Below are 26,974 nucleotides of genomic sequence, written 5' to 3'. Positions count from 1 at the left end.
CCTCGGTCGAGTACAGCAGGGAGTTCCAGGCGCGGGCGGCCGAGGAGCTGGCGTTGCTGCCACAGGGATCGGCGCTCGCGGAAATGCTGACCGACTACGCCGTGATGCGCGACCAGTCGCGGGCGTGCTCTTAGTAATCTGAGAAATATGGTTATCTTGATGTTGACCCTTCTAAACCTTTAGCCCCGCCCATCTGACCGTGACACTCCCGGCCAGCATGCTAACTCCAATCGCGAGAAGGAGGGGGCCCGCGAACTCGTCGGCGACAATGCCCGATGCCGAAGAAACCGATAGCAGCATCAGGCTGAATTCTCCTCCGTGGGCCAGAATCATCCCAGTTCGCCACGAGGTCTGGAGCGACTCGCCGAATGATCGGGCGACGACCAAGACAATCAGCGTCTTTCCCGCGAAAATAATTGCGAGCCAGATCAGCACGACAGGCCATGCAGATGGAATAGTCCATAGTGGCAATTGCGTCCCGATGCCGACAAAGAAAATCCCGACAAACAAATCGCGGAAGGGCCTAATCTCGTTCTCGACAGCATGGCGCGCATCACCCTCGCCAATAATCATGCCGGCCGCGAATGCGGCGAGTGCCGGAGAAAGACCGGCGGAGGCCGCGACAATCGCAGACCCTAGTGCAATGGTGAGCGCGAGGAGCTGGGCAAGTTCCGGATCGCCACGCGACGCTACCCAACGGGCAAGCACCTGCAACGGGCCACGGGCAATGAACAGAGCTGCAACCAATGCCATTGCACTGGCGACGACCGTTATCACGCCATACCCTTCGGCGGCTCCACTCATCGAATCGTGCAGAAGCAGGAATGCGACAGCTGCCAAGTCTTGAAACAGAAGCACTGCAATGGCCAGACGTCCTTGGGCCGATCCCAGAGCGTTCGTGCTTGCGAGCACCTTGAGGCACATGGCTGTGGATGACATGGCAACGGCCCCGCCGATGAGGATTGCGGGGACGGGCGCGAGATCGAAGATCAGACTCGCTACCAACGACACCGTTATCGTTGTGACTGCAACCTGCACGGCTCCAAGACCGAAAACATGCTTCCTGAGCGTTACGAGCTTCTCGAACGAGAATTCCAGGCCAAGAGCGAACAGCAGGAGTACAACTCCGATCTCGCCAATGCTGCTCAGGGCAGCGTTCTCGGCAATCAGGCCGAGGCCGGCAGGTCCGATGACTATGCCGGAAAGAATGTAACCGACAATGCTGGGCACGCCGATCCGTGAACATATCGTCACGAGCACGAACGCGGCAAAGACCAACAAGGCCGCACTTTCGACAAATCCGGTCACGCCATGCATGTTCTTCTCCTGATGGCATGGCGCAGGTAAGGCCAATACCTGTAAGCTCTAGACGTGCGAGCGCGCCCACTGCGCTATCTGCGCGGCAGGCATTGCACCGCTCGTTCTCGCAATTTCCTTCCCGCTACTGAACAGGATCATGGTGGGAATGCCGCGGATCCCGTGGCGGCCGGCGATCTTCTGTTCGGCTTCCGTATCGAGCTTACCAAGGCGGAAATTTGGTTCGAGCGACTGCGCCGCCGCCTCGAATTGGGGTGCCATCATCTTGCATGGCCCGCACCACTCGGCCCAGAAATCGACCAGCAATGGCAGTTCGGCATTCGCATGACGGTCAAAATTAGCCGCTGTAAGCGTGACGGGCCTGCCGTGAAAGAGAGGCGCGCCGCAGCGTCCGCAATTGGGATTATCGGTCAGGCGCTCTTGCGGCACCCTGTTGGTGGAATTGCACTGCGGGCAAGCGACCGTGGGCATCCTGTATCCTTTCGTTGACGAGCCGGTCTTGGCGGCCGGCTGATGCAAGCATTCAGCGCGTGGACATGGCGCGGCGCACCTCTCGCTGCCGCGGCTCTGGCAGGTATTCCACGCCACCGCCCTGGCGCCGAACCGGCTGCGGATAGAGCGTCATCAGCTCCAGTATTTCCTTGGGCATGTCCGTTCCAACGGGCAGGCCCATGTCGCGGGCCTCATCGGCAGAGATGGGGTAGTCGTGGGTCCAGGTGCCCGTCGCCAGCTTCGCCGCCACGGACGCCGCGCGGTTCTCGTCCATCTTGTCGGACAGCAGACGTTTCGCGAATGCCTCGATCTGCGCAATGGCCTTGCGACCGACATCGGCCATGATCAGGGTCTGGTCGTCGATCTCGGCGATGGGTTTCTCCTCGACGACCTTGATGAGCGAGGCAGCAGGCAACTGGCCAAGTTGCGGATCGACGGGTCCCAGCACGGAATGCTCGCACATCACGATCTCGTCGGCAGCAAGCGCGATTAACGTGCCGCCCGACATCGCGTAATGCGGCACGAACACGGTGACCTTGCCCTTGTGGCCCTGAATGGCCCGAGCGATCTGGGTTGCCGCCAGCACAAGGCCGCCCGGTGTGTGCAGCACGATGTCGAGCGGCACTTCATCGTCGGTCATCTGGATCGCGCGCAGGACTTCTTCGGAGTCGTTGACGTCGATGTAGCGCATCAGGGGAAAACCCAGCAGGTTCATAGTCTCCTGCCGATGAATCAGCAGAATGACGCGACTGCCGCGCTTCTTCTCGATGTTGGCTATCTTACGTGTGCGCATCGCCTCAAGATATCGGCGCTGCAGAACCGGCTGCAGCGCCGAAATGATGAAGAACAGCCAGAACAGCTGCATTATGTCCATGGACCTTGTCCTCCTTCCCGTCGGCCATCCGGCAGAAAGCCATAGATGCCCTCGTCGCGATAATAGTGGCGATAGGCATCGGCGCGCCTTCGCAGGAGTGGCGTTACAAGCCAACCGGCGAGAAACCCGCCGATATGCGCCCACCAGGCGATCCCGCCCGTGGCCTGATCGCTGCCGAGCGACAGAAAGCCGGGAATGACCTGCATGAAAAACCAGATCATCGCGAAAATGACCGCGCGCACTTCGAAGAAGAGGGGAATGAACAGAATCGGCACGATCACCACCAGCCGAGCCGCCGGAAACATGCGTGCGTAGCAACCGATCACGCCCGCGATCGCCCCCGACGCGCCAAGCGCGGGAACGACTGAGTCGGGGTTCGCCAGCGCGTGAGCCAGTCCGGCCGCCACACCACAGAACAGATAGAACAGCGTGAATCTACCCGGTCCAAGCCGATCTTCGACGGCGGGGCCGAAGATCCAGAGCGTCCACATGTTCAAGATGAGGTGCAGCCAGCCGCCGTGCAGAAAGATATTGGTCAGGAATGGGGTCCAGTCGGACGGGGCGACGAGGCTCAGCTGTCCGAAGAAGCGCGAGGGCACCAGCGCAAACTCGAACAGGAACCAGTCCAGCACGCGCGGCGGCAGGCTGGTCTGATAGAGAAAGGCGAGGACGTTCATGCCGATGACCGCCCATACGATGACGGGCGGGTAGCGGCGCGCGACACTGTCAAGGTAGGGAAACAAGCGGCAGATCCTCGCTCGCGCTGGCCATTCCGTTCATTATTTTTTCCCGGCGATCGTCACGCCCGTCCAGGCTGGGGGATCGGAGGCCGGGAAGGATTCCAGACTGGCTTCGATAACTGGATCGAATTCCGCCTGTTCTTGCGACGACAGGTCCACCTGATCGACTGCGCGCCGGCGTCGGTGGTCCGTGCGACCCCGATCCAGGCGTGACGGTATGCGAAAGGCGTTCGGGGCGTCGGCTCCCTTGTAGAGGCGATGCCGCTCCTCTCCCCGCCAGCGGTCAGGCGCATGCCGGTGAGCCACGTCCTCACGCACGAAATAGCGCCAGTCCTGCCGCTCCGCGAATTCCACGGCGCTTTCGCGGTCGGGAAATTTCAGCCGGATCGGACGATAGGGATCGTCGCTGGAGGTATATCCCATCAGCGGCTCGATGTGGGGCGGGCGCGACGGCTCGAATTCCAGTATCCAGTAGTTGGGCCGCGGCGCCGATGTCATCGCGGAACGTGCCGGCCGGTAGATGATCGCCGTCGGAACGTCCCATGATCTCATGTTGGTCCCGGGTATCTTCGGCGGAACGGGTGGACGATTGTGACCGCGCATCATGGTGCTTCCCCTCGGCTATCCCCCAGAAAAGCGCGTTCCAGCCGGGCGCGATCCCGCAGGGGCTGTGGAATTCGCACCTTCCTCTGGTGAGCACTTTCAAAAAGCGCATGAGCGGTATTGGAAGACTGACCTGAGTCACGCAGTTTATCGCTAAGATAATTGCGAGCCGACTGGACGATCCGGGTCACGTCGTCTTCAGGAATGCCGAGAACCGAAGAGGCTTTCTCAAGCGGGGTGTCGTTCAGGTCGACAAGAAACAGGACCCTGCGCCATAGCGCCGGAAGACCGGCGATCGCTCGATGCAAGAACAGCGCGTCCTGCCGTTTAGCGACCGCCGTTTCGGGGTCGTCCACACCGTCGTCGGCGACGAGTTCCTCAAGCAGCAGCACGTCGTCGGGCTGGTAGAACTCGAACATCTCCTCATCAGACTCGGTAGGCTCTCCGCCAGGCGCCTCGGGCGCTTCGTAGATCGAGGCGGCATCCTCGGGCACCGCGCGGCGCGCAGCCTGCGCCTCGGCCTCGACGGTCTCGAAGGCCAGTTGCGTCAGCCAGTCCCGGACGGAGAATTCGGTCGGCCGCCGCTCGAAGCGGTTGAGCCCGTTGAGGATCGTCGCATCGACGATATCGCCAACGCTCAGGTAGCCAGCCGGCACAGACCCGCTACACTCGAGATAGGTCAACTCGCGCCTGACGGTATCGTAGACCGTATCGAGATGATCCTCGATCAGGTCGAAGAAGAGTTGGCGCCGGTCCGCTTCCGCCGTATCCCGCGCGGACGGCAGCGGGGCGCCGATCCGGCGCCGGCGGGCGGGACGCTTGTATTCAGACTCGTGCTTGAGGCGCGCCACATGCCGGTCAACCCGCTGGCGCAGGTCGGCAAAGGCCTTGCGCAGGACAGGCTCGATCTCGAACCCCTCTTCCTGTGCCGCGATCACGCCCGAGGGCAGTTGCAGGCGCAGGCTGACCTGGATGCGCGTCTTGCCGCTCGTCTGGGAGGCGACGACTTCGAGCCGGACGAGATCCTCGCGGAAGCGTACAAGATGCGGTTCAAGTTGCCGCACCTCTTCCTCGATGACCTCAGGCGCGCGCTGTTGGCCGTGCCGGTCGAGATTGCGAAATGCTCTGATGACTTCCATGCCGTATGACCTTGCTTGTCGCTTTTTGACGAAATGAGCCGGCGCGACCGTCATCGCGCCAGCCAGTCCTTCACGACGTCATCCGGTAGACTTATCGTCCTTGGACTGCTCCTTATCATTGGCGTCAACCGGGACATCGGGCGTCGGAGCGTCCGCCTTGTTTTCGGCAACTGCGCTGGACTCGTCGATCCCGGCCTGGGCCGGATCGTCCGGGCTGTCGTCACCGGTGTCCCTTGCGATCTTTTCGAACACGACCTTCTGTTCGTCCGCTGACCAGGCGACGCGGACCTTGTCGCCATCCTCGATCCGCCCCGAGAGCAGTTCGCGAGCCAACTCGGTCTCCAGCTCCGACCGGATCAGCCGGCGTAGCTCGCGGGCACCGAATTCGGGACGGAAGCCGACCGCGCCGAAGTGATCCACGACGCTCACATCGAGTTCGAGTTCGACGCCCTGGGTAAGGGCGGTCCGCTTCACCCGGTTGAGCTGCAACTCGACGATCTGGCGGATCTCCGACTGATTCAGCGAATGAAAGACGATGATCTCGTCGATCCGGTTGATGAACTCTGGCCGGAAATGACCGCGCAACACCTCCATCAGTTCGGATTTCTGCTTGGCCTCGTCGAACTCCTTGGTGCCGCGCTTCTTGAGGTTGCGCTGGATGATGTCCGAACCGAGGTTGGAGGTGGCGATGATGATGGTGTTGGTGAAGTCAACCACGCGGCCCTTGCCGTCGGTCAGGCGGCCATCGTCGAACACCTGAAGCAGGATGTTGTAGACATCCGGATGCGCCTTCTCTATTTCATCGAGCAGTACGACCGAGTAGGGTCGGCGGCGCACCTTCTCGGTCAGTTGCCCGCCTTCGTCGTATCCAACGTAGCCCGGAGGAGCACCAACCAGTCGGGCAACCGAGTGGCGCTCTCCATATTCTGACATGTCGATACGGATCATCGCGTCCTGATCGCCGAAGATCACCTCGGCGAGCGTCTTGGCCAATTCCGTCTTGCCAACCCCGGTCGGCCCGAGGAACAGAAAGGTCGCAGTCGGACCGGACCCTTCGCGCAGACCCGCGCGCGCGAGCCGCACCGCATCGGCCACGGCGCGGATCGCTTCTTCCTGACCGATGACGCGCTCGTGCAGCTTCTCCTCAAGCTTGAGGAGCTTGTCCTTCTCCTCGGTGGTCAGCTCCGTGACAGGAACGCCGGTGATCTTCGAGACGATCTGCGCGACATGATCGGCGCGCACCTCGGCGGTCGCCGAAGCCTGGTCGCGCTTCCAGATCTCCAGAAGCTCGTCAAGCTCCTTCTGCTTCTGTTCGAGTTCCCTCTTCAATTCCGCTGCCCGGTCGAATTGCTTGCGGGCTGCGGCATAGTCCTGCTCGCGCTTGATCTGCGCGACCTCGGCCTCTAGCTCCTGGACGTCCACGGGGCGCGCTGTGGCGCTGATCTTCACACGTGCGGCGGCCTGATCGATCAGGTCGATCGCCTTGTCAGGCATGAAGCGGCCAGTGATGTAGCGGTCCGAAAGCTCGGCCGCCGCGACGATGGCCTCGTCGGTGATCGTCACCTTGTGGTGCGCCTCCAGCGTGTCGCGCAGACCGCGCAGGATCATGATGACCTGAGCCACCGTAGGCTCCTCGACATAGACCGGCTGGAAGCGGCGTTCGAGTGCTGCGTCCTTCTCGATGTATTTCTGGTACTCGTTGAGCGTTGTCGCGCCGATCAGGTTCAACTCGCCCCGCGCCAGCGCCGGCTTGAAGGTGTTGGCGATGTCGAGACCACCTTCGCCACCGCCCTGGCCGGCGCCGACAATGGTGTGGATCTCGTCGATGAACAGGATCAGGCTGTCCTTCTCCTCGGTGATCTCCTTGAGGATCTTCTGGACTCGCTCCTCGAACTCGCCGCGATACTTCGACCCGGCCACCATCGAGTTGATGTTGAGCTCGACCAGCCGCTTGTCGCGCAGCGCCTCGGGCACTTCGCCCGCGACGATCCGTTGTGCAAGTCCCTCGACGATGGCGGTCTTGCCCACGCCGGGCTCGCCGATCAGCACCGGGTTGTTCTTTTTCCGGCGGGCCAGCACTTCGATCGTCGTCTCGATTTCGCGGGCGCGGCCGATGACGGGATCGAGCTTGCCATCGCGGGCGAGCTTCGTCAGGTCACGGCTGAACTGGTCGAGATCGGGGGTGTTCGACGGAGTCTCGACGCGGCCTTCCTCGGCTCCCTTGCCGACCACCTTCGTCACCTGCTGACGCAGCGCCTGCGGCGTCAACCCCAGCTTGCGCAGCATCGCCGCGGCCAGGCCTTCACCTTCCTCGGCAAGTCCGATCAGAAGGTGCTCGGGACCGACATAGGAATGGCCGAGTTCGTTCGAGGCGATGAAGGCCCGGTTCAGCGCGTCCTTCAGGCGAGGGCTTACGCCGATTTCGCCCTCCGTCTTGGCGTCTCCACGCTTCGCTTCCTTCTCGATCTGGCGCCGCAGATCGTCCACATCGACCTTGAACTGTTCCAGGATCGTCTTGACGACGTCGGACGAGGTCAATGCCAAAAGCAAATGTTCGGTATCGACCTCGCTGCGCCCGAACTCTCCGGCCTTCTGTGCGGCATCCTGCAACAGCTTGTTGCCCTGTTCGCTCAGCCGGTCAGCGATGGTGCGTCCGCCGCCGCGCCGCGATCCACGCCGCGGCGCACCCTCACCGAAAGTGGCCTCGACGACATCGTCATCGCCGTCACCCATGGAGCCGAGCGTGCCGCCCCGCAGCGGGCTGTCACCAAAGAGGCTGCCGAATCCGCTGTCGCCGAAGAACTCGTCAAAAAGGGAATGCCGCCCGAACAGGGACTCCAGCGGCGATGCGCTGCGGCCCGACCGGCGCACCATCTCGCGGTAATGCTGGTCGCAAAGCTCCATGTTCTGAATTCTGCCGTTCACCGAGGCGCGCACGCGCGCCGTCGCCGGGCGACCGCAAATATCGCAAGCTCCGTTTGCCATTCGTCTTCTCCGTTTCTTTATCCAGTCAGGGTTGTCCGCCGATCATCTGCGCCAGTGACAGTGTCACGCAGCGACGGCTTCCGTTCTTTTCACCTTGGACCCAATTGCCACCAGATCGGGCTCGTCCAGGGTCTCCCGTTGCAGGAGATCCTGCGCCGATTGCTCAAGAAGATCCCGATTGGTTTCGAGAAGGGCGAGGGTGCGCTTGAACACGCCATCCACGATGTCGCGCACCTTCGCGTCCATCCGCTCGGCCGTGGCGTCGCTGAAGCGGCGGTTCAGCCACGACGACGGGTCGCCGGTGCCGAGAAAGCCGGGCCGATCGGTGTCGTAGCTGACATGCCCGAGGTCTTCGTCCATCCCGTACCGCGCGACCATGGCGCGGGCGATATCGGTAGCCTTGACCAGATCGTCGGCCGCCCCGGTCGAGAGGTGGTCGTAGACGATCTTCTCGGCCGCGCGCCCGCCGAGGAGGACGGCGATCTTGTTCTCCAGCTCCTCGCGCGTCATCAGGAAGCGGTCCTCGGTCGGGCGCTGGATGGTGTAGCCGAGCGCGCCGATGCCGCGCGGGATGATCGAGACCTTGTGCACCGGATCCGTGCCGGGCAGAGCCATCGCCACCAGCGCGTGCCCCATCTCGTGATGCGCCACGATCTCGCGTTCGCGCGGGTTCAGAACGCGGTTCTTCTTCTCCAGCCCCGCGATGATACGCTCCACGGCATTGTTGAAGTCGTCCATCGTCACCGCATCAGCCTTGCGGCGCGTGGCCAGGAGCGCGGCCTCATTGACGAGGTTGGCGAGGTCCGCGCCCGAGAACCCGGGGGTCAGGGCCGCGACCTTCTCGGCGTCCACGTCCGGTGCGAGCGTCACCTTCTTCATGTGCACGCCGAGAATCTGGATGCGCCCCTTCCTATCGGGCTTGTCCACCAGCACCTGCCGGTCGAAGCGGCCCGCGCGCAGCAGCGCGGGATCGAGGATCTCGGGCCGGTTGGTGGCGGCCAGGAGCACGATGCCCACAGAAGGGTCGAAGCCGTCGAGCTCGGTCAGAAGTTGGTTCAGCGTCTGCTCACGCTCATCATGGCCACCGGCGATCTGGCCGGAGGAGCGCGCCCTCCCAAGAGCGTCTAGTTCGTCGATGAAGATGATCGCCGGCGCGGATTTCCGGGCCTGCTCGAACAGGTCGCGCACCCGTGCGGCGCCGACGCCCACGAACATCTCGACGAACTCGGAGCCCGAGATCGAAAAGAAGGTCACGCCCGCCTCACCCGCCACCGCGCGCGCCAGCAGCGTCTTGCCGGTGCCGGGCGGCCCAACGAGCAATATGCCTTTGGGAATATGTGCGCCCAGCTTTCCGTATTCGGCGGGGTTCCTGAGGAACTCCACGACCTCCTCGAGCTCGGCCTTGGCCTCGTCCACGCCGGCCACGTCGGCAAAGCTGACGCCGGTTTCCTTCTCCATGTAGACCTTGGCCTTGCTGCGGCCGACCTGCATGAAGCCGCCAAAACCCTGCTTGTCGGCGAACTTGCGGAACAGCAGCATCCAGATTCCGAAGAAGGCGAGCGCCGGCGCCACCCAAGAAATCAGCGTGCCGAGAAAAGTGTTTTGCGGAACGCCAGTGATCTCGACGCCAGAGCGGTCGATCCGCTGCAGGATCGCGGGATCCACGACCGTGGTGACGAACTGGCTCTTGCCGTCGACGGGTTCGGTGAAGGTGCCGGTGATGGTGTCTGACCCGACCGCGACCGAGGCGACCCTGCCATCATCGAGATAGCTCTCGAACTGGCTGTAGCTGATCGGGGCGACGCTCTGCCAGCCGGCGATCAGATCCTGGATGAAGATCACGGCTATGAAAGCCACCACCCAGTACCAGATGTTGTATTCGGTCTTCTTTTCCATGCCGCTTGTCCCTCTCACTGGCGCCCGAGCCGCGCCCTGATCCGCTCGAGCAGCGCCAGCAGGGCGCGCCTTTCGTCCGCCGACAGATCCTGCAGGATTTCATGTTCGAGCGCCGATTGCCGCGGCGCGAGTTCCATCAGCATCGCCCGGGCCTTCGACGTTGCCGTGACGATCTGCGCCCGCCTGTCGTCGGGCGAGGGCGACCGCTCGACCCAGCCGCCCCGGACCATGCGATCGACGAGCTGGCCCGCAGTGGCCGGGCCGACCTCAAGTCGGTCGGCCAGATCGCCGATGGTCAGCCCGGACGCATCCTCGACATGCGTTGCCGCGATCCAGGACAGGCGGGTCAGGCCGCTGCCGCGGATGTCTTGGTCGATCCGCTGTTGGATGAGCTGCGCGACCCGGTGGATCGTCGTCCCGATCAGCGCGATGTCCGAAGAGATCAAGGGTATCTTTCCTCCGATTGCATGGGACACAGGAGAGACTGCTCTCCATCCAAGGCGCAATGCATGCATCATATATGCTTGCATAATAAAAGGAACCGCCTATCTTGATAGGCGGTCTCCGAACCCACATCCGGCCGGCACCGTTGCCCGCTCGGACCATGCCGCCGGTTCGGGGGCATCGATCAGCAGCAGGAGGCCAGCAATGCTCTATCCGACATATCTGCGCCGCAGCGATCCCTTCGCGCTGATGCGCTCCATGATGCGCGATCTCGACCGCGGCTTCTGGCCGTCGTCCCGCGCGGCGTTCCCGGCGGTGAATGTCTGGCAAGGCCCTGAGGCCGTCGCCGTCACCGCTGAACTTCCCGGCATCGAACCGGGCGACATTGAGATTTCGGTCAAGGACAACGTCCTGACGCTGTCGGGCGAACGCAAGGCGCCCGAGGTTCCCGACGGTGCGCGCTGGCGCCGCAACGAACGCGGTTTCGGCAGGTTTTCCCGCACTATCCGCCTGCCGTTCGCGGCCTCGGATGACATGGTCGAGGCGAGGATGACGAACGGTGTATTGCGGATCGTCATCTCCCGGCCCGAGGAAGAAAAGCCGAAGAAAATCGAGATCAAGGCGGCCTGAGAGGAGCTGGAACGATGAGCACCGACATCACGCAAGCCGCCGAAAAGACGCCGACCGACTCGCCCGAGACCACCGGCGGCGGACGCATCTAACGCCCGTTGACCGATATCGTCGAGACCGATCAGGGTGTCTCCATGATGCTTGAAATGCCTGGGGTCGCCGCCGATACGGTCGAAATCACGCTCGAAAATCGTGTGTTGACGATCCGCGGCAAGGTTGACCCGGTGCGGCCGGAAAACCTCGAACTTGCCTATGCCGAATATGGCGAGGGCGATTTCGAGCGTGCCTTCACGCTTTCCGAGGACTTCGACCCCGACCGGATCGAAGCCGAGATGCGTGGAGGTGTCCTCACTTTGACGCTCCCCCGAGCCCCCGAAGCACAGCCGAAGAGGATCGCCGTCAAGGGCGCCTGAAAACCGAAGGAGACCATATCATGCAGATCAAAGACCTCATCCCCTGGGCGCGCAAGGACGGCGCGCCAGACGCCAAGAGCAGCGAAGACAACCCGATCGCGACGCTCCAGCGCGAAATGAACCATGTGTTCGAGAACTTCTGGAACCGGGTTGGTCATTTCGAATGGCCCTTTGGCAACGGCGAGGCAAAATCCGACGTGGTCGAGACCGATAAGGCGATCGAAGTGTCCATCGAGCTGCCGGGCATGGAGATGAAGGACATCGAGGTGACGGTCAACGATGACATGTTGACTGTGAAGGGGGAGAAGAAGATCGAGCGCCAGGAGGAGAAAAAGGGATACTACCTCTCCGAGCGCAGCTACGGCGCGATCTACCGGACTATTCCGCTCCCCCCCGGTGTGGATGGCGAAAAGGCGCAAGCGTCCTTCAAGAACGGGGTTCTGACGATCAAGCTGCCCCAGACTCCCGAGGCGCAGGCGAAGGTCAAGCGCATCGAGGTCAAGAACGGCTGATTTGCCACATTGGGTGTCGCCGGTTTGCGGCGTCCCCTCCGCTCCGTGCGATATCGCACCGTCTGGAAAAGCCCCGGGGAGCTTGTCTCTCCGGGGCGACCTTCGAGAGGCAATCATGAAAGACTTGCAGCGATCCGGGCTGACCCGTGAACAATGGTCGGCTATGACGCTCTACGAGAAGTTCGAGCAAGTTGTCCTCTTTGTACTCAGCGTCATCATTGCGGCGATCGTCGTGGCGTCGGTCTGGGCGCTGATGCGCGAAGTCGTGAACCGCCTGGTTCTGGGGGCATTCGACACTCTCGATTACGCCACCTTTCAGGTGGTGTTCGGCATGATCTTCACCGTGGTGATCGCGCTCGAGTTCAAGCGCTCCCTTCTTGTTGCGACCGAACGCAGCTTCGGGATCCTCCAGGTCCGCACGATCATACTGATCGCACTCCTCGCCATCGCGCGCAAATTCATCATCCTGGACCTCGGCGAGACGGAATCATCCAAGATTGCCGCACTCGCGGGCGCGGCGCTTGCGCTCGGGGTTGTCCATTGGCTCGTGCGCGATCAGGACCGACGCGAACAGCCCCCTACTGAAAATGCAGATGGCGGTCAATGAACCGAACCTTTTTCATTCGACTTGTTTCAGCAACCTCTGCCGCGCTCCTTATCATAATTGTGTGGCAGAGCTTTCCTATCATTCAGGGCGTTGTGCTCGGTCGGTTTGCCGAACCGCGCGCCGTGGCTCCGCGCGGCGACTTGGCGGCGTTTGAACAAAGCACCATCACGGTATTCAACGCCGCTCGAGACAGTGTCGTCTTCATCACGACGGCCGAGCGTGTAGTCGATCCCTGGACCCGGAATGCCTATGACGTTCCGCGCGGGAACGGTTCAGGATTCGTCTGGGACGAACTCGGTCATGTGGTGACGAACAATCATGTTATCGCCGGCGCGAGCCGGGCAGTCGTCAGGCTGGCTGATGGCCGTGCCTTCTCCGCGCGCCTGGTGGGGCGTGCCCCCGAGCACGATCTCGCAGTCCTGCATATCGGCGTAGGTTCTGACCGGCCACCGCCAATCCCCATCGGCACCAGCAACGAGTTGCGTGTCGGTCAGAGCGTGTTCGCCATCGGCAATCCGTTTGGCCTGGACTGGACGATGACGACCGGAATTGTCTCGGCTCTCGGCCGCGAATTGCCGGGAGAAGGCAGTCTCCCGATACGGGGCCTGATCCAGACGGACGCGGCAATCAACCCCGGAAATTCCGGTGGCCCTCTGATCGACAGCGCGGGGCGTCTGATCGGCGTCAACACGGCCATTTTCAGTCCATCCGGCGGCAGTGCGGGAATCGGCTTTGCGGTTCCCGTCGATACGGTCAACCGGGTGGTGCCACAGCTCATCGCTCGCGGTAGCTATGCACCACCACGACTCGGCATCTTATTCGATCCCAGGGTCGACGCGATGCTCGCGCAGGATGGCACCTCCGGCGTCCTGGTCCTCGGAGTCGATCCTGACGGCCCCGCTGCCGGCGCGGGACTGGTGCCAGCCCGCATTAGCGGCGATGGGCTCATTGCAGTCGGCGACCGGATAATCGGCCTTGGAGCGACTAGAGTTGATGAAGCGGCCGACCTGATCGCGGCGCTCGAAGCGCATCGCCCCGGGGATCAGGTTGAATTGCACCTCCGGCGCGGCGATCAACACAAGAGCCTCAGGATCACACTTGGCGAACCGCGATAGGAGCCGGAAATGCCCGCTGTCTCGACGAGGCATCGATTTATCAATCTCGTCCAATCCGCCCTCTTGCTTGGCCTTATGGCGATGATCGCCTGGGTGTCCATGACAGCGGTCGTCGGCGCGGAGGTGGGGCTGCTACTTGCCTTCGGAATGGTTGCAGGTCTGATTTTTGCGCCCAATCTGCCGCAGGACTTCTTGCTGTCCGCATATCAGGCACAGCGCATAACGAGACGTGATGCGCCCGGCCTTGTCGCAGGAATAGCGGAACTTGCGCGACGTGCCGATTTGCCGCGCGCGCCGAAGCTCTTTCGCGTATCGAGCCCGTTGCCGAACGCCTTCGCGATGGGCCGTCCGGAAGACAGTACAATCTGCGTCACCGATGGACTCCTTCAACTCCTCGACGGTCGCGAACTCGTCGGCGTCCTGGCTCACGAAGTTGGCCACATCGCGAACCGCGACCTTTGGATCATGGGATTGGCAGATATGATGTCACGGTTGGTTTCCCTCGCGAGTTGGCTTGGACAATTTCTGCTGCTCCTCAACCTACCTCTTATTTTCGCGGGCGCGGTCTATGTTCCGTGGCATATCGTGGCGCTTCTCATCTTCGCGCCCACCTTGATGGCGCTCGTGCAGCTCGGCCTGTCGCGCACCCGCGAGTATGACGCAGATCGCGCGGCGGCGGAGCTGACCGGCGACCCGGAGGGTCTCATGAGAGCGCTGAGCAAACTCGAACGCCGTGTCGGAAGGTTCTGGGAGGAAATTTTTCTCCCCGGCCGACGCATTCCCGAGCCGTCCCTCTTGCGAACGCATCCAAGCACAGAAAGCCGGATCGCCAGGCTGCGTGAACTCACCGCCCTGGCAACACCGCAGTATCCGACAATCACGGGCATGTCTTATAAACCACGGCTACCCTCGTTCTTGCCGCCCAAATTCCGTCGACACGGAGTCTATTGGTAGAAATCACCTGTCTTTCGTTGCACTCGGGTAAATCTGCGCATACGAGGAAATGCCTGGAAATGGGCGGGAGTTGTGGGCGATTCGCCATGGCTTATCAGAGAGTTAGAGGATGAGTTCTCTCCCTCCGCCAAACACCGCCGATTGCCCTCTCTTGCCGCTGATCACCGCATTCGCACTAAGTGGTGCTGAGAACCGCCAATTCTGCGCTCTCACCAGATAATCCTGAAGATCAGCGACGGTAGCAAACGACCCGATTTCGATCGTTCGACCGTAGATTTTGCTTTGCCAGTCGCGGCCCGTCAGCTTTGCTGTTTGCTTAACCGGGGCGGAAGGTAGGGCCATGACCGCTATACCCATTTGGCGCAACGATGAGGTCGAGGGAAACCCATCGCTATGGGCGGCTGCCGATAGCAGAGTGTCCAGTGTGGACGGCAATCTGCTTATTGCCGATGCCGTGAAAATCTTGTCGCTTCCGATCATCTGCCGTCGGCCGGGACCGAACGGATCTTTCAGCGAAGCCTATTTCGTTCACACGCTCGGTTACTGCTTCGCGGGCAGTACGCTTATGGGACAAAACGCTATCTTGGGCTTGCGCCGCTACTCTCGAACCTCATATCGGCAACGTCCTATATTCCCTCAATCGAGGACATCCCCCGCCAGATTTTGGCATATCTGAAAGTGACGTTCGAGGACTACAGACCGATAGGGGCGCAACAATCGATCTTTGAAGTGGCCGTGTTCGGCTATTGTCACAGGACGCAGCAGTTGGAGATTGTCCATTTTCGCCCCTAACTCGTTCAGAATGTCTACGAGGTCGGGCTAGAGGCTCACCAGAATTTGCACACTCATGACTTCGTATACCTAGGGAACGATGGCGCAGCGCTTCGGGAAGAAATCACGAACGCCTTTAACGGTGAGGCTGTACCGGGCCGCCCTATTTCACGCGCGCCGCGCTTTGTGATTCAAGACCGTATAGCGAACGATGAAAGCCCTACAATCGGCGGCGATCTTCAACTCGCCATCGCCGACAGATTCGGCTTGCGGCCGTTCGCATTGGTATAACCTTATGTCTTGGGGCAACCTGCCGCCAACACTAGCTATCTCGGTCGCGAACTAACGGCCGATTTGACAACCGTCGGCGATGCGCGGGCGTCGCCTATGACGATCGTATAGCGCCGCAGCATCCGTAAGGTGTTGAAGTGAAATTTGCAAAAGCATCCGGTTAGGATGGCTGCTTCTTCAGTTTGCCATCCGAAAGCTGCCAGTCCGCTCCCTACCCCATTGCGGCCATTCGCTCTCGCCTCAATTTTAGAGGGCTATAGCGTAAAGGTAGTTCTCCGTTTCATCGTCTTCGGCCCGCCATTTGGTGCGCCGCGCCTTCGCTTTCTCAATAAAATATAATATTTTCAGTTAGTTATATGCTTGTAGCAGGTGGAGGGGGCTGGATTCGAACCTGGCATTCATACTACCCTCTACGCTAATGTGCGCGTTTCAACACAGCGCCCCGTAGGGGACTCGAACCCCTGAATGCTACGTTGCTCTACGCGGCCCTACGATGGCAGAGACGAGGGGATTCGAACCCCTGAGCGCTCTACGCCCCTCTACGAAAGCCGACGCTCCTCTACGCGCAAGTTTGGTGCGGTCGAGAAGGATCGAACCTCTATCAAGCGTATGTGAACATAGGATTGCGTAACAGTTGCGGCATCTTGCGGTTCAATGAGACACGCTCGCCTACGAAGTTAGTCGCGGGTCTGCTTACTGTTAACGTGGCCTCCTGCGTGAGAGGGTTGCACTGCTTGGCGGGGAGGTGGGTATCGAGCCACCCCCTCACGCCTTAATCGCCTATTCAGGTTGGCACGGGGCGCTTTAGTTATAAGCTAAGAAGGCACCTATCCAGTCATCTTGGTCGCCAAGATCGTCGGCGTGGCGTCGTGGTTTTGGAACGACCTTCACATGCGTCATACGTGCCGACCAGTCTAGGAGACTATCAAGCCGATAAACGACCTTTGAGTTTTGATCATCGCCCATTCTCGTGAATGGCGGGCCTTTCCCATTTCGGCGCTTCGCCTCCAATGTTCTCCGCGACAATCTGAGGAGCTCCGCTGCTTCTTCGGTGGTCAAAAATACGAACTCAAAATCGCTGTCTCGTTTCATGCTGCCTCGTGGTTGCGCCAGTCACCAGCACGTTATTTGATCAGCCTTGGCTATTACTCAAGGTCATTTTTTGAACCCGCGGGACAAGGCGAAACTAGGAGTAGCTAGGGGGATCTAAGCGGACATCACGATTTTGTGAGGTTTGGATCGCTTAATGCGACCGTGCAGAATTGATGGTCCGTGGCCGCGTTGCTCGAAACTCGCCGAAGATTGCGTCAGCCAGCGCGGGTCATCGCCACTGGTGGGGTAAAGAGTAGCTAAGTGATCCTAAAGAGTAGCTAGGAAATTGTTGTTTGGAGATGCACGGCTCCTTGCGACAATAGATGCATGACATATCAAACCAAGCCGCCAACAGCGCAACGCTCCACGAAGTCATCTACCAACCCAACGTCGACGAGCCGAAGCGGCCCACATGAGCCTCGGTCGATAGTTTGCGGGCCTAGCCCTACGGCGCCGCCCCGGAATACCACCGCATCTTCGACTTGGAGAGCGGACACAAAGGCTTCAAGCGATGGTCCCGCTCAAGGTGAGCAGCTTCTCACCACGTGTGAGGCCGCGCGATACTTGAGGCTGTCGCCACGAACGCTCGAGGGATTTCGTGTGCGCGGGTCAGGACCACGATTCATCAAGTTGGGATCAGGTCTCCGCTCGCGTGTCTTGTATCATCCTGCGGACATTCGCGCGTGGTTAGCACGGCGCTTCTCGTCGACATCGGAGTATGGGGTGTGAAATGGTTCGATGTCCCAGGAGCGGAAGTCACCTGCCCCATGGTCGGCGGGGATAAGGCCGTCGCCGACCACGTCTGCTATTGTGAAGGCTTTCCGACGACGGCCCGAGTGCACCCGGCCGCGTCCCTCAGGGCCGTCCTCCGAAACCCTTCACAATAGCGGACATCAACCACTCGGGCATGAGGGCAGTCCCCGCCGACGCAGTTCATGTCCGCAGCTGGAGGTGCAGCCTACATTCTGCGCGTCCCGAAAGCCGCGGATGGCCGATGGAGGACAGCCTAACTCTGTGGTCGGTTCCAAATATCGTATCCTCGCGGCGATTCGCTTCCTGAGGATGGCCCCAATGACACTGACGGAGTGGTTCTACTGGCTTTGGCCACTGATCGCGCCAGCCGTTATCGTCGTTGTATCTTTCACGGTACCTATAGTTCGCGATGCAATCGGAAAGTTCGTGGCGGGCTCCATTCAACACCGCTTTGACGCGCGAATAGAGCGCCTGAGATCGGATCTCGCCAGGGCTGAGGAAACCTTCAGAGGTGAACTGCGGGCCAAAGAGCAGCGGATCAACTCTCTGGTCGATGTTGCCCTTGCTCTCCGCTCTAGCAGGCAGACCGCGCTCGATGCTCGTCGGCTGGTGGCCGTCGAGAGGCTCTGGGCCGCAAAGGCAAAGCTCGACGTGTTCAAGTTGGCCGCTGCGTTCTTGGCCAGTATTCGTTTTGAGGAAGCCGCCAAGGCTTCGGCGACGGACGAGAAGACAAAAACTTTCTTTGAGATGCTCGACAAGATGGCTCTCGGCGGTGGCAAGCTGGAGTCTATCTCCGTGGAGGCAGAGCGTCCGTTTTTGACGCCCGTCGTGTGGGCGGCCTTTTCTGCCTATCAGGCGGTCATGTACCTCGCAGTGGCTCAACTTAAGATGCTGGCGGCGGGAGTGGGCAAGCCCGAGATGATCAACACAATGCATACGGATGACTTGCTAAAGGTCGCGCTGCCAAACTTCAAAGACTACATTGAGAAGTACAGCGCATCAGGCCACTACTACCTCCTCGATTTGTTGGAGCAAAACCTTCTCAAGGCCGTGAGCGACATGCTTGAAGGAAAAGCCGCGGATGCCGAGGCCCTAGAGCAATCAGCCCAGATCATCAAGATCGCGCACGAGATGCAGCCCGCCTTGGGACAGGATATGCAAATTCCTGATGAGTTGAAGGCGACAACACCACCGCCGCCCTAGGCTTGCCAACCGCACAAGTCCAAACGGCGCCCGGGTCATTGGGAGGCTGAACGTCCCTATTTACCCGTAAAGCGGTCGCGCCGAAGGCCGGTTTCGGATCACTGATGCCCTGGCCGAGGACGAGCTCTGGGGCCACGACGCCGCCGGTCTTCACCACTTCTCGTTGGGAAACTCGCGGGTTAGCATCTCCATCAAGCCACAACACTCGACGCCGAAGTGCTGACAGGCGCGCGGGATCTTTCGGTTCGGCCGCTTGGCCAAGGATTCGCCGGCGACCACGATGTGCCGGGTCGGGTTCGATGTCCTGTTGAGGAAGAGGGCGACGCCGACGACGTACTGGTCGGCTTTCTCCTTGCGCCCGCGAGCAGAGGCCATGCCGGGAAACTGGTGGGTGACCTCGCCGACCGTCATCAGGTAGTCGACGGAACGGGGTGCTGCAACGATCCGGTCGCGGTACTGGTCGAGCCACGCATGGACCCAGGGACACTTTAGAACTTCACCCCAAGCTTCCGGCGGGCAGGTGATGCGGCCTTGCTCGATGAGCTTGCCGATACAGAACAGAATCAGGTTCTGGCCCGGATGCCCCTCGATGGATATCCAAGCCGAAGCGTCGACAACGTACTTGCTGTCATTCCCCTCGGTCTCGGCCATAAAGTAGTTTTCGTTCTTCTATCTCCTTGCGGAGCGATTCAAAATATTTGGGCTTGGTATCGAAAAGCAGCTCGTTGGCATCCAGCGGGTCGATGACGCCGGCATCGAGCGCGTGGAGGACGGTGTCGACGTGGCGGACGCCGAGCTTGTTTGCAATCTTGGCCTGGTGCGTGGCGACGGCCTGGCTTTCCTTCTTCTCCCGTTTTTGCCATTCGATGAGCTTGCGGTCGTAAAGCCCGGCGCGGGCGAGACCGACCTCCTCCAGGTGGATCGCCACAGAGCTCATGCTGGTCTTGAAGCGGCGGGCCAGCCATCGGATGTTCTCGTCGGTCCAGTCTTGACCCGGGACCGGGCGGCGAGGAGCGGCGAGCGACACAAACCTCTCGCGTGGCATCAGGAAGAAGGCGGAGAATTGGTTACAGAACCGCTCGACGTTGTGCTTGCGGTTCTCGTCGCTGATGGCCGTGTTCCGCAGCAAGAGATGGCAGTACTCGTGCCAGAGGGAGAAAATTCGCGGCTCGACCACATCTTCGGCGCCATTGATGACGATGACCGGGATGGCGCGCTTGTCGAAGATCGACATCCCCCGCCATTGAGCTTCCTTACCCGCACGCATGACATAGACGAACGCGCCCTCGGCCTCGACCACCGCTCGCCACGCCTTGAAGGCGGTGTACTCAGTATCCCAGCCCATCTGGTCGTCGACAGACACCCTCAGGCGGGCGCGCTCGCTGGCGGCAATCTTCTCGGGATTGTCATTGAGCGTGTGTCTGGGCAAGCGAACGTCCGAGAACAGGTCCGGCGCCTCGGCCTTGAGGTCGTTCAAGCCCTCGATGGCGATGTTGACGTTGTCGATAAGCGCCAGGAGGGACGACGTCCACGCAGTCTTGTTCGAGCGGATGGTGCGGAAGTCCTCAACATCAAGCTTCGTGGTCGGCGGCAAAGGCGCGGGCATGAGAAGCGACGAGAACCCGATCTCGTACTTCTGGGCCATCTCGCGCAGCAGGCCGACGTTCGGCTTCAGCTCGTCGCCTTCGAGTTTGGCAAGGTACTCTTCGTCGACAGTCAACAGCTCCGCAGCGGCGGTCAGCGTGAGACTACGCTCGTCCCGCGCCCATTTAAGAACCGCGCCTTTCACCGGTACGTCGGCCACCGGGCAAAACTCCGTCTGGCTTCTGCAACAGATGTAATGGTCGATAGGGTTTATTGAAATCATTAAAACTTTGAATTGGTAACGACGACGGGACTTGAACCCGCATCCCCCCGCCCGTATGGTCCGGCTGCTAGACCTATGACCATACGTAGAAAACGGGTGCTCTATCCGTTTAAGCTACGTCGCGATTTCAGACCATCCAGCTTGGTGGTTTTCCTTTTTTGGGCTTCCGGGGCTTCGGCAACGGGAGCCTTTTTTGCGCACGCTCGAGCGCCATGTCCTCGGCAAGGGGCGTGGCGGCCGCGATGAGCCCCGATAGATCGTAAGAATTCGTCTTTGAGTTCGAGGACGTGCCGCGCACGATGCGGCGAACGAGACCGCGCTTGTCGAGCCGGGCTAGGCGGCGCTGAAGGGTGCGCTCGCTCAGCTTCATGGCTGTGGCCATCCTCACCTTCGACGGGCGCGGCAGAACCTCGGGCACCCACCAATGCGCAGCCAGGTGGAGGACGATATTCAGATCGATCGGATCGAGCCCGAGTTCCTGCTGTTTTTCGATGAGCACGTTCGGGAACAGGACCCAGCCGGCGCGGAGCAATTCGGGCTTCCATTTGGCGCGGTTCAGGGCCTGGGTGGGCCGATGTTGGGCAGTAATGGGCATGGGCGCCAACGAAGAAGATTGAAGACGGGCGGAAGGTAGTCGATTCGATGCTGTCGTGTATAGCTGGACACTAGCGACCAGGTCTTGAGGGGGGGGAGCAAACGCTTGGCTTCCGCTTGCGATCCTGTTCGTCGGCGCCCATTTCCACAGCGGCCCGATGTCGGCGCATGGAGGACTGGGGATTTCGCGGGGGGTTGACAGGGCTATATTCCGCACACTGCATATTGAGCCGCGTCGCCCGCACCGACGGCGGGCGACTGACCAAGCTTGGCGCGATCCCGGCCTCGACCTCTATCGCCACCATCGTCGGCTACCAAAAGGTCATCGTCAGCCCGACCTCGGGACCGACGGGGGCGGAGAAGCTCAGGTGAAGTAGTCATCGCCCCGAAAAAGGCCCCTTCGGGGGCTTTTTCAGTGTGGAACGCTGAGCTTCGGAGGTGGCGATGGCTGAGTACGACGACAATTTCGAGATGGATGACGACGACGATGTCCCGAATGAGCACGACGCTCTTCGGCGAGAGGTGGGCGACTGCATTCACTCGTGGTGCGAGCTGGAGCGGGCCCTCGTGTCGGTTCTGTCTTGGGTGTTGAACACGCCAGATCACAAGGCGGATATCATCTTTGCTGGCGTGGTGAGCTTTGCGGCGAAGTTGGATTTCATCGATGAGTTGATGCAGGAGGAGTTGGAAGACAGGCCCGAGCTCGGCTTCTGGGTATCGATGGCTGGTAACCTCAGGACGTTGTCAAAGGCGCGGAACGTTCTTGCGCACCACGCGCCGATCACTCGGTTGGTCAGCCGGCCGGACGACCCGGTGAAAATGAAGACGGTGATCTCGCCGTCTCGCGCCGACCCGCGACGGAGAGCAAAAAAGAGGCGGGGCTATACTTTGGCTGACACGCGAATGCTGGCAATGGAAATAAAGCACCACGCCGGCCTGCTGGATGAACTGGTCTACCATCTGGACGAGACCCAGCTGCGGCCGAACGTTTTTCATAAGGCTCACAAGCCGCTTGATCTGTTCAACGAGCTGAAGAACGCACCGGCTTGGAGCGGAAAAAAGAAGAAAAAGACGTGGGAGCGGGAGAAGGCGAAGCCGCCAGTCTGGTTTACGGGCAAGCCGGAGGAGTTGGCTGGTTGGTTGCAGGAACAGATGAAGGAGGAGTGACCGGCGTAGGGCGTGGTATTGAAATTTGAGGACTGTCCTTGCGCTCAGCCCCTTCGGGGGCTTTTTCTTTGGCATGGCGCGCTCAACTGATTCGACCAGTAGGACCGGCGTCCACGCCGTTGGACTCATCTTCAGCAAAAAGCTGGGATGGATTTTCCGCGAGCAGCACGAATCTGATTTCGGCATCGATGCTCAGGTCGAGGTGAAAGAGGGCGGGAGAGCGACCGGTAGGCTGATCGCGCTGCAGATAAAGTCTGGTCCTTCGCACTTGCGGAAGCGCGGCGAGAACTTCGTCTATCGCGGCGAGAAGCGGCACCTGGAATACTGGCTAAACCACCCACTTCCAGTATTCCTGATTTTCCATGACCCCGAGCCTGACATTACGCTCTGGCAGAAAATCGATGTCTCGTTTTGCGAGGTGACCGAAAAAGGCTGGTCGATTGAGGTTCCCAAGGGGAACGTCTTGGACGAGAGGGCGGCGGCAGTCTTCAAGAGCAAGAGGGAGCCTACCGAAGAGGAAACACGCCGGGAGCATCTGAAGTTCGATCTCGACGTCATTGAGGCGGTAAGCAAGCACGACGTGAAGTTCGAATGGAGGCTGGACGATGACCCGGAAATCGGCGTGACCGACTTAAAGGCGAGCTACCGGGATAAGAGCGGGAAAGAGAAAATCGTCTGCTGGGAATCATATGGCGGCGGTTCCTACACGGTTCACGACGTCATGCAGGAACGCTATTGGTTCCTGGACTGGGACTACGACGAAGATGTCATCAGGTACGATGACTGCGAGGACCATATTTTGGCGGTGACGGTAAGGCCCGAGGTGCTCGGGTGGCTCGCCGTCGAGAAAATTCTGCGAGAGGGTCCGCCGGAGATTGAGGAGCGCGAGATCCCCTACGAGGAGCCGACGTTCGAGGAGTCTTTCCGCGAAGCCCTTGAATTGGACTGGCAAGCTGAGATGGCCGAGCGGGAAAGAGACCGAGACGGTTGAGCCATATGTTGGTCGCGCAATGAGCTGTGTTATGCTGAGGCATAAGCAGTGCAAGTTTCCTGCATCCGCGCTATCCTGCCGGACGGCGACGGACTCCCCAAGGCAGTCAAGGAAACAATCGAAAACGTGATCGGCGAGGGCAAGAACGCTCTCGACGCATTGATCATGGTCGGCCTGCTTCAAGCCCACAAGAAGACGAGCGGTGGGCGCGGCTCCTGGTCAAACACGGCTGGGGCAAGCCTGAGCCGGTGCGCAAGACCGGCAAGCTGCCTGGTGAGGAAGTGCAAAGGGTCGACAGCTCCTATAGTCGCTCATGGCCCGTAGCGCCGTGAGCTGAACGGCCGTTTATCGGATCAACGCGGCTAGGCGCTCGGTCCCATGAACGGACATCGCCCAACGTTGTCGGAAGCCACGCCCGTTCCCCGAGACGATGTCCCGTGTTGCAGGCAACTTGGTCGTGCCAGCAGTCCAGAATTGTGGCTACTCACGCTGTACGGACTAGCGCGCCAAGTTCAGACAAGTCATGCTTTGGAATACCAGTTGGGTACACTAGCTACGACATGCCCGTGCCGGGTTCAGACGTGCCGCGCAAAGGTCGAGACGAGGCTAGGGGTGCGCACCGAAGGCTAAGATGGGTCGGTTACTCCGGATCGGCGGCGCTCGGGCCGCCGGAATTCCTCGGCCTAGCGGCTGTCATCGGAATGCGGACCTACGCCGCTTCAATCATCGTGCCAATCGGCTAGTGGAACCGGTGCTTCGCCGTATGACTGAAAAGGCTGGAGGCTGACGCACCCAGCCATAAAGCCGATCTGGTCATGGATTGACGGCGGTTGCGGGATGGGAGCGACCATGCGGACGACTTGACCACAGCAGGTGGCTTGTTGATGAACATAGCCACCAGGCGATTGCCCACTTCGTCGGCGCCTGGCTGGTCTACAGTTCGCCGAACATAAACGAAGAAATTTAGACGAATGGACACGACAGGCATGAAGGGTACGACGGCACGCATCGACGTCAGGGGCTTGATGGACTCAATCCCGAAGTCCAGCCTGCCGCTCGCGCCGGTGTTCGAGTCCATCACTAATGCGCTCGAAGCGATCTCTGAGCGCCAGAAGGTTTCTGCGACGGTTGTGCCCGGCCTGATCACGGTGAAGCTCTATTTCGGAGGACTCCTGGACGAGACCAAAGATCTGGAGCGCATCGAAATCGGCGATAATGGCATCGGCTTTGATGCCGACAATTTTGATCGGTTTGAAACATTTCTTGATCGGAGCAAGGGTTACAACAATCGCGGCTCCGGCCGCGTTCAATATCTGCACTTTGCCGATCATATTGAAGTCACCAGTCACTACAGGCTCGACGGCAAGACTTTCAAACGTCATTTCGATTTCAGTAAAGCCGCGCATATCTCCACGCCGACCAATGAGATCGCCGATGCGACGGCGCCTCTCGGCTCCGTCGTGGCGATGAGTGGGTTCGCACACACCGACAAAGAAAAATCATACTTCGACACGCTGACGATGGCAGAGCTGCGCAACGCCATCAAAAGCCACTTCCTGCTGCGCCTTCACTTGGAAAAAGAGAAGAATTCGAAAGCGGCACCTTCCATCAAGATCGAGTTCTACAAGAAGGGGAAATGCATCGATACCACGATGCTTGCACCCGGCGACATTCCCGATCCGCTCAAGGGTGCGCAGATCAAAGTTCCTCACGTAAAACTTCGCGATCCCAAGGCGGACGACCTGGAGTGGGTGCCGGTGCCCGGCACCGACGAGGTCCTGCACTGGGCGCATTTCAAGTTGCCGGAGGATGAGCTGGTTGAGAATGGCGTCGTGCTGTGCAGCAAGAACGTGGCTGTCAGCCGGCTCCGGTTCGACGCGATCAAAAAGACAGAGACCGTCGATGGGCATCGCTTTATGACGGCTTTCTACGGAGACGTATTCGACAAGCAGGATAATGTCAGCCACTCGGTCGATAAGTTCCTGTTTCCCTCCCAACGGGATGTCGAGAAGGCGGCGCGGGATGATCTGTTCTTCGATCCCGCCCGCTCGTTTTTGTTCTTTGACTCGATCAAAGACGCCATCGAGGGCGTAATCCCGGGCATCTACCACGAGGTGTTCGAACTCAAGAAAACTCAGGAAAAGGACGTCGAGGCGATCGCAAAGGCGCACGGGATCAGCGCTGACGTCGTGCGCTCTACCAAGATCGATCTCTCCGACTCCGAGCAGCAGATCACCGAAAAGCTTTACCGCAAGCAGGCGGAATCCCTGGCGCGCCGCAACCTGAAGATCAAGAAGCTCTACGACGGCTTAACGAGCCTCGACCCGACGGCCGACAACTACCATGAGGATCTTGAACGCCTGAGCGAGGAGCTGCTACAGGAAATCCCTCAGTCGAACAAGGAAGAGCTGAGCCGCTACGTGATCCGGCGCCAGATGGTGACCAAGGTTCTCCGGCTGATCCTCGACGAAAAACTTGTGACGAGCACGCCTGCTAAGAAGAGCAAGTCCGGCAAGAAGCAGCGCAAGGATAGGGAAGGTCTGATACACGATCTTCTGTTCAAGCGCAAAACAAGCACAGGTGCGGGCCCCAACGACCTATGGGTGCTCAATGAAGAGTTCGTGCATTTCGAGGGGTGCTCGGAACTCGCGATCAGCCAGATCACCGATGCGGCCGGAAAGAAGCTGCTCCGGCCGATCACGCAGGCGGTCCTGGACAAATACGGCATCAAGCCGAGACGGCGGCCGGACATCTTCCTGTTCGCCGAAGAATCTCAGTGCGTTCTGATCGAGCTGAAGGAGCCGGATGTCGATCTGTCCGACTACCTCAACCAGCTCCCGAAATACTGCAATCTGATCGCAAATTTTTCAGTCCTGCCGATCGAGAGGTTCTACTGTTATTTGATCGGCGAGAATTTCAGCCCGATCGACATTGGCGGCGACTATCGACGCAACGTCCATGGCGATTGGGTGCGCCGAAGTGATCTCGCTATCATGTCCTACGAGGATGGAAAGCAGGAAGTGCAGATCGCCACTGGGCAGATCGAAATCATAAAGCTCTCCTCGATCCATGCCAGAGCCGTGCGCCGCAACAAGAGCTTTGCCGATAAGCTGGGTGTTAGCGACAGTTTGGGCGAACCATAGGAGTGTCCGTTTATGCGCCTGCGTTGAAGGCACAAAGCCCTTTCAACGGTAAAATTTATGACACGGTTGACAACAGTCGTGCGCTGGCAAGACGCTTCTAAGCGCCCGGCAGCGGCGAGCGGTCGCCGCCAAAGAAGCGACCGACCTACACGTCTGGCTCCCACGCCCATTTTTCGGAGCGCAGACTCCACTTTTCGGGGGAGGCCTAGCACTGAGCCGATGTCCGCTTTCCGCCGTCGAGAAGCCATGTATTCGCATCGATCCTTGATCGTCTGACCGGCGAGCGAAGATGACTGCTTCCTCGGCTTCGCTACGATGGCACGAAACGTCGACGACCTTAACGCCCGGAGCAGGCGCTCACGTCGAGGTCACTGCGGGGTT

General features: G+C 60.2%; 26 protein-coding genes and 1 tRNA gene. 12 read left to right on the top strand and 15 right to left on the bottom strand.

The window, feature by feature from the left end; all coding sequences use genetic code 11:
* Positions 1-171 precede the first annotated feature (171 nt).
* From F812_RS0105535 to F812_RS0105495, 9 genes are all read right to left on the bottom strand, one after another.
* Entirely contained in the window at positions 172-1,317 is a 1,146-nt protein-coding gene (locus F812_RS0105535; protein ID WP_020084965.1) for a cation:proton antiporter domain-containing protein, read from the bottom strand.
* A gap of 48 nt (positions 1,318-1,365) precedes the next feature.
* A complete protein-coding gene (trxC, locus tag F812_RS0105530; protein ID WP_026867869.1) occupies positions 1,366-1,788 on the bottom strand; it encodes a thioredoxin TrxC in 423 nt (140 codons plus the stop codon).
* A gap of 52 nt (positions 1,789-1,840) precedes the next feature.
* Complete coding sequence (locus F812_RS0105525) at positions 1,841-2,683, bottom strand: SDH family Clp fold serine proteinase (RefSeq protein ID WP_026867868.1); 843 nt, start codon at positions 2,681-2,683, stop codon at positions 1,841-1,843.
* Positions 2,674-3,360, bottom strand: coding sequence for a rhomboid family intramembrane serine protease (locus tag F812_RS0105520; protein ID WP_245257632.1), 687 nt, complete (start codon positions 3,358-3,360; stop codon positions 2,674-2,676). Before F812_RS0105520 ends, F812_RS0105525 begins: the two co-directional genes overlap by 10 nt.
* 102 nt (positions 3,361-3,462) lie before the next feature.
* Positions 3,463-4,029, bottom strand: a complete 567-nt coding sequence (locus F812_RS0105515; protein WP_020084961.1) for an NADH dehydrogenase ubiquinone Fe-S protein 4 — start codon at positions 4,027-4,029, stop codon at positions 3,463-3,465.
* Positions 4,026-5,165, bottom strand: coding sequence for an RNA polymerase sigma factor (locus F812_RS0105510; protein ID WP_020084960.1), 1,140 nt, complete (start codon positions 5,163-5,165; stop codon positions 4,026-4,028). The genes F812_RS0105515 and F812_RS0105510 overlap by 4 nt, the downstream gene beginning before the upstream one ends.
* A gap of 78 nt (positions 5,166-5,243) precedes the next feature.
* Positions 5,244-8,150 carry an ATP-dependent Clp protease ATP-binding subunit gene (locus tag F812_RS0105505; RefSeq protein ID WP_020084959.1) on the bottom strand — a complete coding sequence of 969 codons (2,907 nt, stop codon included), beginning with the start codon at positions 8,148-8,150 and terminating at the stop codon, positions 5,244-5,246.
* A 63-nt stretch (positions 8,151-8,213) separates the two neighbouring features.
* Positions 8,214-10,046: an ATP-dependent zinc metalloprotease FtsH gene (gene ftsH / locus F812_RS0105500; RefSeq protein ID WP_020084958.1), complete on the bottom strand. Its 1,833-nt coding sequence runs from the start codon at positions 10,044-10,046 to the stop codon at positions 8,214-8,216.
* A 14-nt stretch (positions 10,047-10,060) separates the two neighbouring features.
* Positions 10,061-10,492 (bottom strand): MarR family winged helix-turn-helix transcriptional regulator, encoded by a 432-nt coding sequence (locus F812_RS0105495; protein WP_020084957.1) that lies wholly within the window; start codon positions 10,490-10,492, stop codon positions 10,061-10,063.
* A 202-nt stretch (positions 10,493-10,694) separates the two neighbouring features.
* On the opposite strand from F812_RS0105495, the gene F812_RS0105490 reads away from it, so the two are divergent.
* The 6 genes from F812_RS0105490 to F812_RS0105465 all read left to right on the top strand — a co-directional run bounded on the left by F812_RS0105490 (position 10,695) and on the right by F812_RS0105465 (position 14,721).
* Positions 10,695-11,120 (top strand): Hsp20/alpha crystallin family protein, encoded by a 426-nt coding sequence (locus tag F812_RS0105490; protein ID WP_020084956.1) that lies wholly within the window; start codon positions 10,695-10,697, stop codon positions 11,118-11,120.
* 98 nt (positions 11,121-11,218) lie between these two features.
* Complete coding sequence (locus F812_RS22695) at positions 11,219-11,533, top strand: Hsp20/alpha crystallin family protein (protein WP_020084955.1); 315 nt, start codon at positions 11,219-11,221, stop codon at positions 11,531-11,533.
* Positions 11,534-11,553: 20 nt separating this feature from the next.
* On the top strand, positions 11,554-12,045 hold the full coding sequence (locus tag F812_RS0105480; RefSeq protein WP_020084954.1) for an Hsp20/alpha crystallin family protein: 492 nt from the start codon (positions 11,554-11,556) through the stop codon (positions 12,043-12,045).
* Between the two features lie 115 nt (positions 12,046-12,160).
* A complete protein-coding gene (locus F812_RS0105475; protein WP_026867867.1) occupies positions 12,161-12,652 on the top strand; it encodes a phosphate-starvation-inducible PsiE family protein in 492 nt (163 codons plus the stop codon).
* Positions 12,649-13,767 (top strand): S1C family serine protease, encoded by a 1,119-nt coding sequence (locus F812_RS0105470; protein WP_020084952.1) that lies wholly within the window; start codon positions 12,649-12,651, stop codon positions 13,765-13,767. The genes F812_RS0105475 and F812_RS0105470 overlap by 4 nt, the downstream gene beginning before the upstream one ends.
* Positions 13,768-13,776: 9 nt before the next feature.
* On the top strand, positions 13,777-14,721 hold the full coding sequence (locus F812_RS0105465) for a zinc metalloprotease HtpX (RefSeq protein ID WP_020084951.1): 945 nt from the start codon (positions 13,777-13,779) through the stop codon (positions 14,719-14,721).
* Positions 14,722-14,823: 102 nt separating this feature from the next.
* Here the strand turns inward: F812_RS0105465 and F812_RS0105460 are convergent, their stop codons facing one another.
* Together F812_RS0105460 and F812_RS25985 are read right to left on the bottom strand one after the other, a co-directional pair.
* Positions 14,824-15,201, bottom strand: coding sequence for a hypothetical protein (locus F812_RS0105460; RefSeq protein WP_020084950.1), 378 nt, complete (start codon positions 15,199-15,201; stop codon positions 14,824-14,826).
* A 1,386-nt stretch (positions 15,202-16,587) separates the two neighbouring features.
* On the bottom strand, positions 16,588-16,875 hold the full coding sequence (locus tag F812_RS25985) for a helix-turn-helix transcriptional regulator (protein ID WP_083929087.1): 288 nt from the start codon (positions 16,873-16,875) through the stop codon (positions 16,588-16,590).
* Between the two features lie 327 nt (positions 16,876-17,202).
* Here F812_RS25985 and F812_RS27265 point away from each other — a divergent pair, with 327 nt between their 5' ends.
* On the top strand, positions 17,203-17,604 hold the full coding sequence (locus tag F812_RS27265; RefSeq protein WP_083929086.1) for a helix-turn-helix transcriptional regulator: 402 nt from the start codon (positions 17,203-17,205) through the stop codon (positions 17,602-17,604).
* A 342-nt stretch (positions 17,605-17,946) separates the two neighbouring features.
* Entirely contained in the window at positions 17,947-18,831 is an 885-nt protein-coding gene (locus tag F812_RS0105450) for a hypothetical protein (RefSeq protein ID WP_156827276.1), read from the top strand.
* Between the two features lie 150 nt (positions 18,832-18,981).
* On the opposite strand, the gene F812_RS0105445 is transcribed toward F812_RS0105450, so the two are convergent.
* From F812_RS0105445 to F812_RS22690, 4 genes are all read right to left on the bottom strand, one after another.
* Positions 18,982-19,482 (bottom strand): DUF4411 family protein, encoded by a 501-nt coding sequence (locus F812_RS0105445; RefSeq protein WP_020084947.1) that lies wholly within the window; start codon positions 19,480-19,482, stop codon positions 18,982-18,984.
* Entirely contained in the window at positions 19,460-20,635 is a 1,176-nt protein-coding gene (locus F812_RS0105440) for a helix-turn-helix domain-containing protein (RefSeq protein WP_020084946.1), read from the bottom strand. The genes F812_RS0105445 and F812_RS0105440 overlap by 23 nt, the downstream gene beginning before the upstream one ends.
* Before the next feature lie 76 nt (positions 20,636-20,711).
* Positions 20,712-20,822 (bottom strand) — tRNA-OTHER (locus F812_RS26415).
* A 3-nt stretch (positions 20,823-20,825) separates the two neighbouring features.
* Positions 20,826-21,293, bottom strand: coding sequence for a helix-turn-helix domain-containing protein (locus F812_RS22690; protein WP_051113770.1), 468 nt, complete (start codon positions 21,291-21,293; stop codon positions 20,826-20,828).
* 194 nt (positions 21,294-21,487) lie between these two features.
* Between F812_RS22690 and F812_RS26410 the strand changes: the two genes are divergently transcribed.
* The 4 genes from F812_RS26410 (at position 21,488) to F812_RS0105415 (ending at position 26,593) form a co-directional block, all read left to right on the top strand.
* Complete coding sequence (locus tag F812_RS26410; RefSeq protein WP_156827275.1) at positions 21,488-21,664, top strand: hypothetical protein; 177 nt, start codon at positions 21,488-21,490, stop codon at positions 21,662-21,664.
* A gap of 72 nt (positions 21,665-21,736) precedes the next feature.
* Positions 21,737-22,459, top strand: a complete 723-nt coding sequence (locus tag F812_RS0105425) for a hypothetical protein (RefSeq protein WP_020084943.1) — start codon at positions 21,737-21,739, stop codon at positions 22,457-22,459.
* 25 nt (positions 22,460-22,484) lie between these two features.
* Positions 22,485-23,450, top strand: a complete 966-nt coding sequence (locus F812_RS25280; RefSeq protein WP_020084942.1) for a DUF4365 domain-containing protein — start codon at positions 22,485-22,487, stop codon at positions 23,448-23,450.
* Between the two features lie 986 nt (positions 23,451-24,436).
* On the top strand, positions 24,437-26,593 hold the full coding sequence (locus F812_RS0105415; protein ID WP_156827273.1) for a hypothetical protein: 2,157 nt from the start codon (positions 24,437-24,439) through the stop codon (positions 26,591-26,593).
* The last annotated feature ends 381 nt before the right edge of the window (positions 26,594-26,974 follow it).

It is taken from the genome of Hyphomicrobium zavarzinii ATCC 27496, assembly GCF_000383415.1.
In the GTDB taxonomy this organism is placed as follows: Bacteria; Pseudomonadota; Alphaproteobacteria; order Rhizobiales; family Hyphomicrobiaceae; genus Hyphomicrobium_C; species Hyphomicrobium_C zavarzinii.
This window is presented reverse-complemented; position numbering and strand designations above follow the sequence as displayed.

Coding starts and splice junctions, on each gene's coding strand:
- F812_RS0105415 (WP_156827273.1), top strand. CDS start 24,437: ATGAAGGGTACGACGGCACGCATCGACGTCAGGGGCTTGATGGACTCA.
- F812_RS0105525 (WP_026867868.1), bottom strand. CDS start 2,683: ATGGACATAATGCAGCTGTTCTGGCTGTTCTTCATCATTTCGGCGCTG.
- F812_RS0105475 (WP_026867867.1), top strand. CDS start 12,161: ATGAAAGACTTGCAGCGATCCGGGCTGACCCGTGAACAATGGTCGGCT.
- ftsH (WP_020084958.1), bottom strand. CDS start 10,046: ATGGAAAAGAAGACCGAATACAACATCTGGTACTGGGTGGTGGCTTTC.
- F812_RS0105480 (WP_020084954.1), top strand. CDS start 11,554: ATGCAGATCAAAGACCTCATCCCCTGGGCGCGCAAGGACGGCGCGCCA.
- F812_RS25985 (WP_083929087.1), bottom strand. CDS start 16,875: ATGAAACGAGACAGCGATTTTGAGTTCGTATTTTTGACCACCGAAGAA.
- F812_RS0105425 (WP_020084943.1), top strand. CDS start 21,737: ATGGCTGAGTACGACGACAATTTCGAGATGGATGACGACGACGATGTC.
- F812_RS0105470 (WP_020084952.1), top strand. CDS start 12,649: ATGAACCGAACCTTTTTCATTCGACTTGTTTCAGCAACCTCTGCCGCG.
- F812_RS0105505 (WP_020084959.1), bottom strand. CDS start 8,150: ATGGCAAACGGAGCTTGCGATATTTGCGGTCGCCCGGCGACGGCGCGC.
- F812_RS0105465 (WP_020084951.1), top strand. CDS start 13,777: ATGCCCGCTGTCTCGACGAGGCATCGATTTATCAATCTCGTCCAATCC.
- F812_RS0105520 (WP_245257632.1), bottom strand. CDS start 3,360: ATGAACGTCCTCGCCTTTCTCTATCAGACCAGCCTGCCGCCGCGCGTG.
- F812_RS0105445 (WP_020084947.1), bottom strand. CDS start 19,482: ATGGCCGAGACCGAGGGGAATGACAGCAAGTACGTTGTCGACGCTTCG.
- F812_RS22690 (WP_051113770.1), bottom strand. CDS start 21,293: ATGCCCATTACTGCCCAACATCGGCCCACCCAGGCCCTGAACCGCGCC.
- F812_RS0105450 (WP_156827276.1), top strand. CDS start 17,947: ATGACACTGACGGAGTGGTTCTACTGGCTTTGGCCACTGATCGCGCCA.
- F812_RS0105515 (WP_020084961.1), bottom strand. CDS start 4,029: ATGATGCGCGGTCACAATCGTCCACCCGTTCCGCCGAAGATACCCGGG.
- F812_RS27265 (WP_083929086.1), top strand. CDS start 17,203: ATGACATATCAAACCAAGCCGCCAACAGCGCAACGCTCCACGAAGTCA.
- F812_RS0105490 (WP_020084956.1), top strand. CDS start 10,695: ATGCTCTATCCGACATATCTGCGCCGCAGCGATCCCTTCGCGCTGATG.
- F812_RS0105535 (WP_020084965.1), bottom strand. CDS start 1,317: ATGCATGGCGTGACCGGATTTGTCGAAAGTGCGGCCTTGTTGGTCTTT.
- trxC (WP_026867869.1), bottom strand. CDS start 1,788: ATGCCCACGGTCGCTTGCCCGCAGTGCAATTCCACCAACAGGGTGCCG.
- F812_RS0105460 (WP_020084950.1), bottom strand. CDS start 15,201: ATGATCGGAAGCGACAAGATTTTCACGGCATCGGCAATAAGCAGATTG.
- F812_RS0105510 (WP_020084960.1), bottom strand. CDS start 5,165: ATGGAAGTCATCAGAGCATTTCGCAATCTCGACCGGCACGGCCAACAG.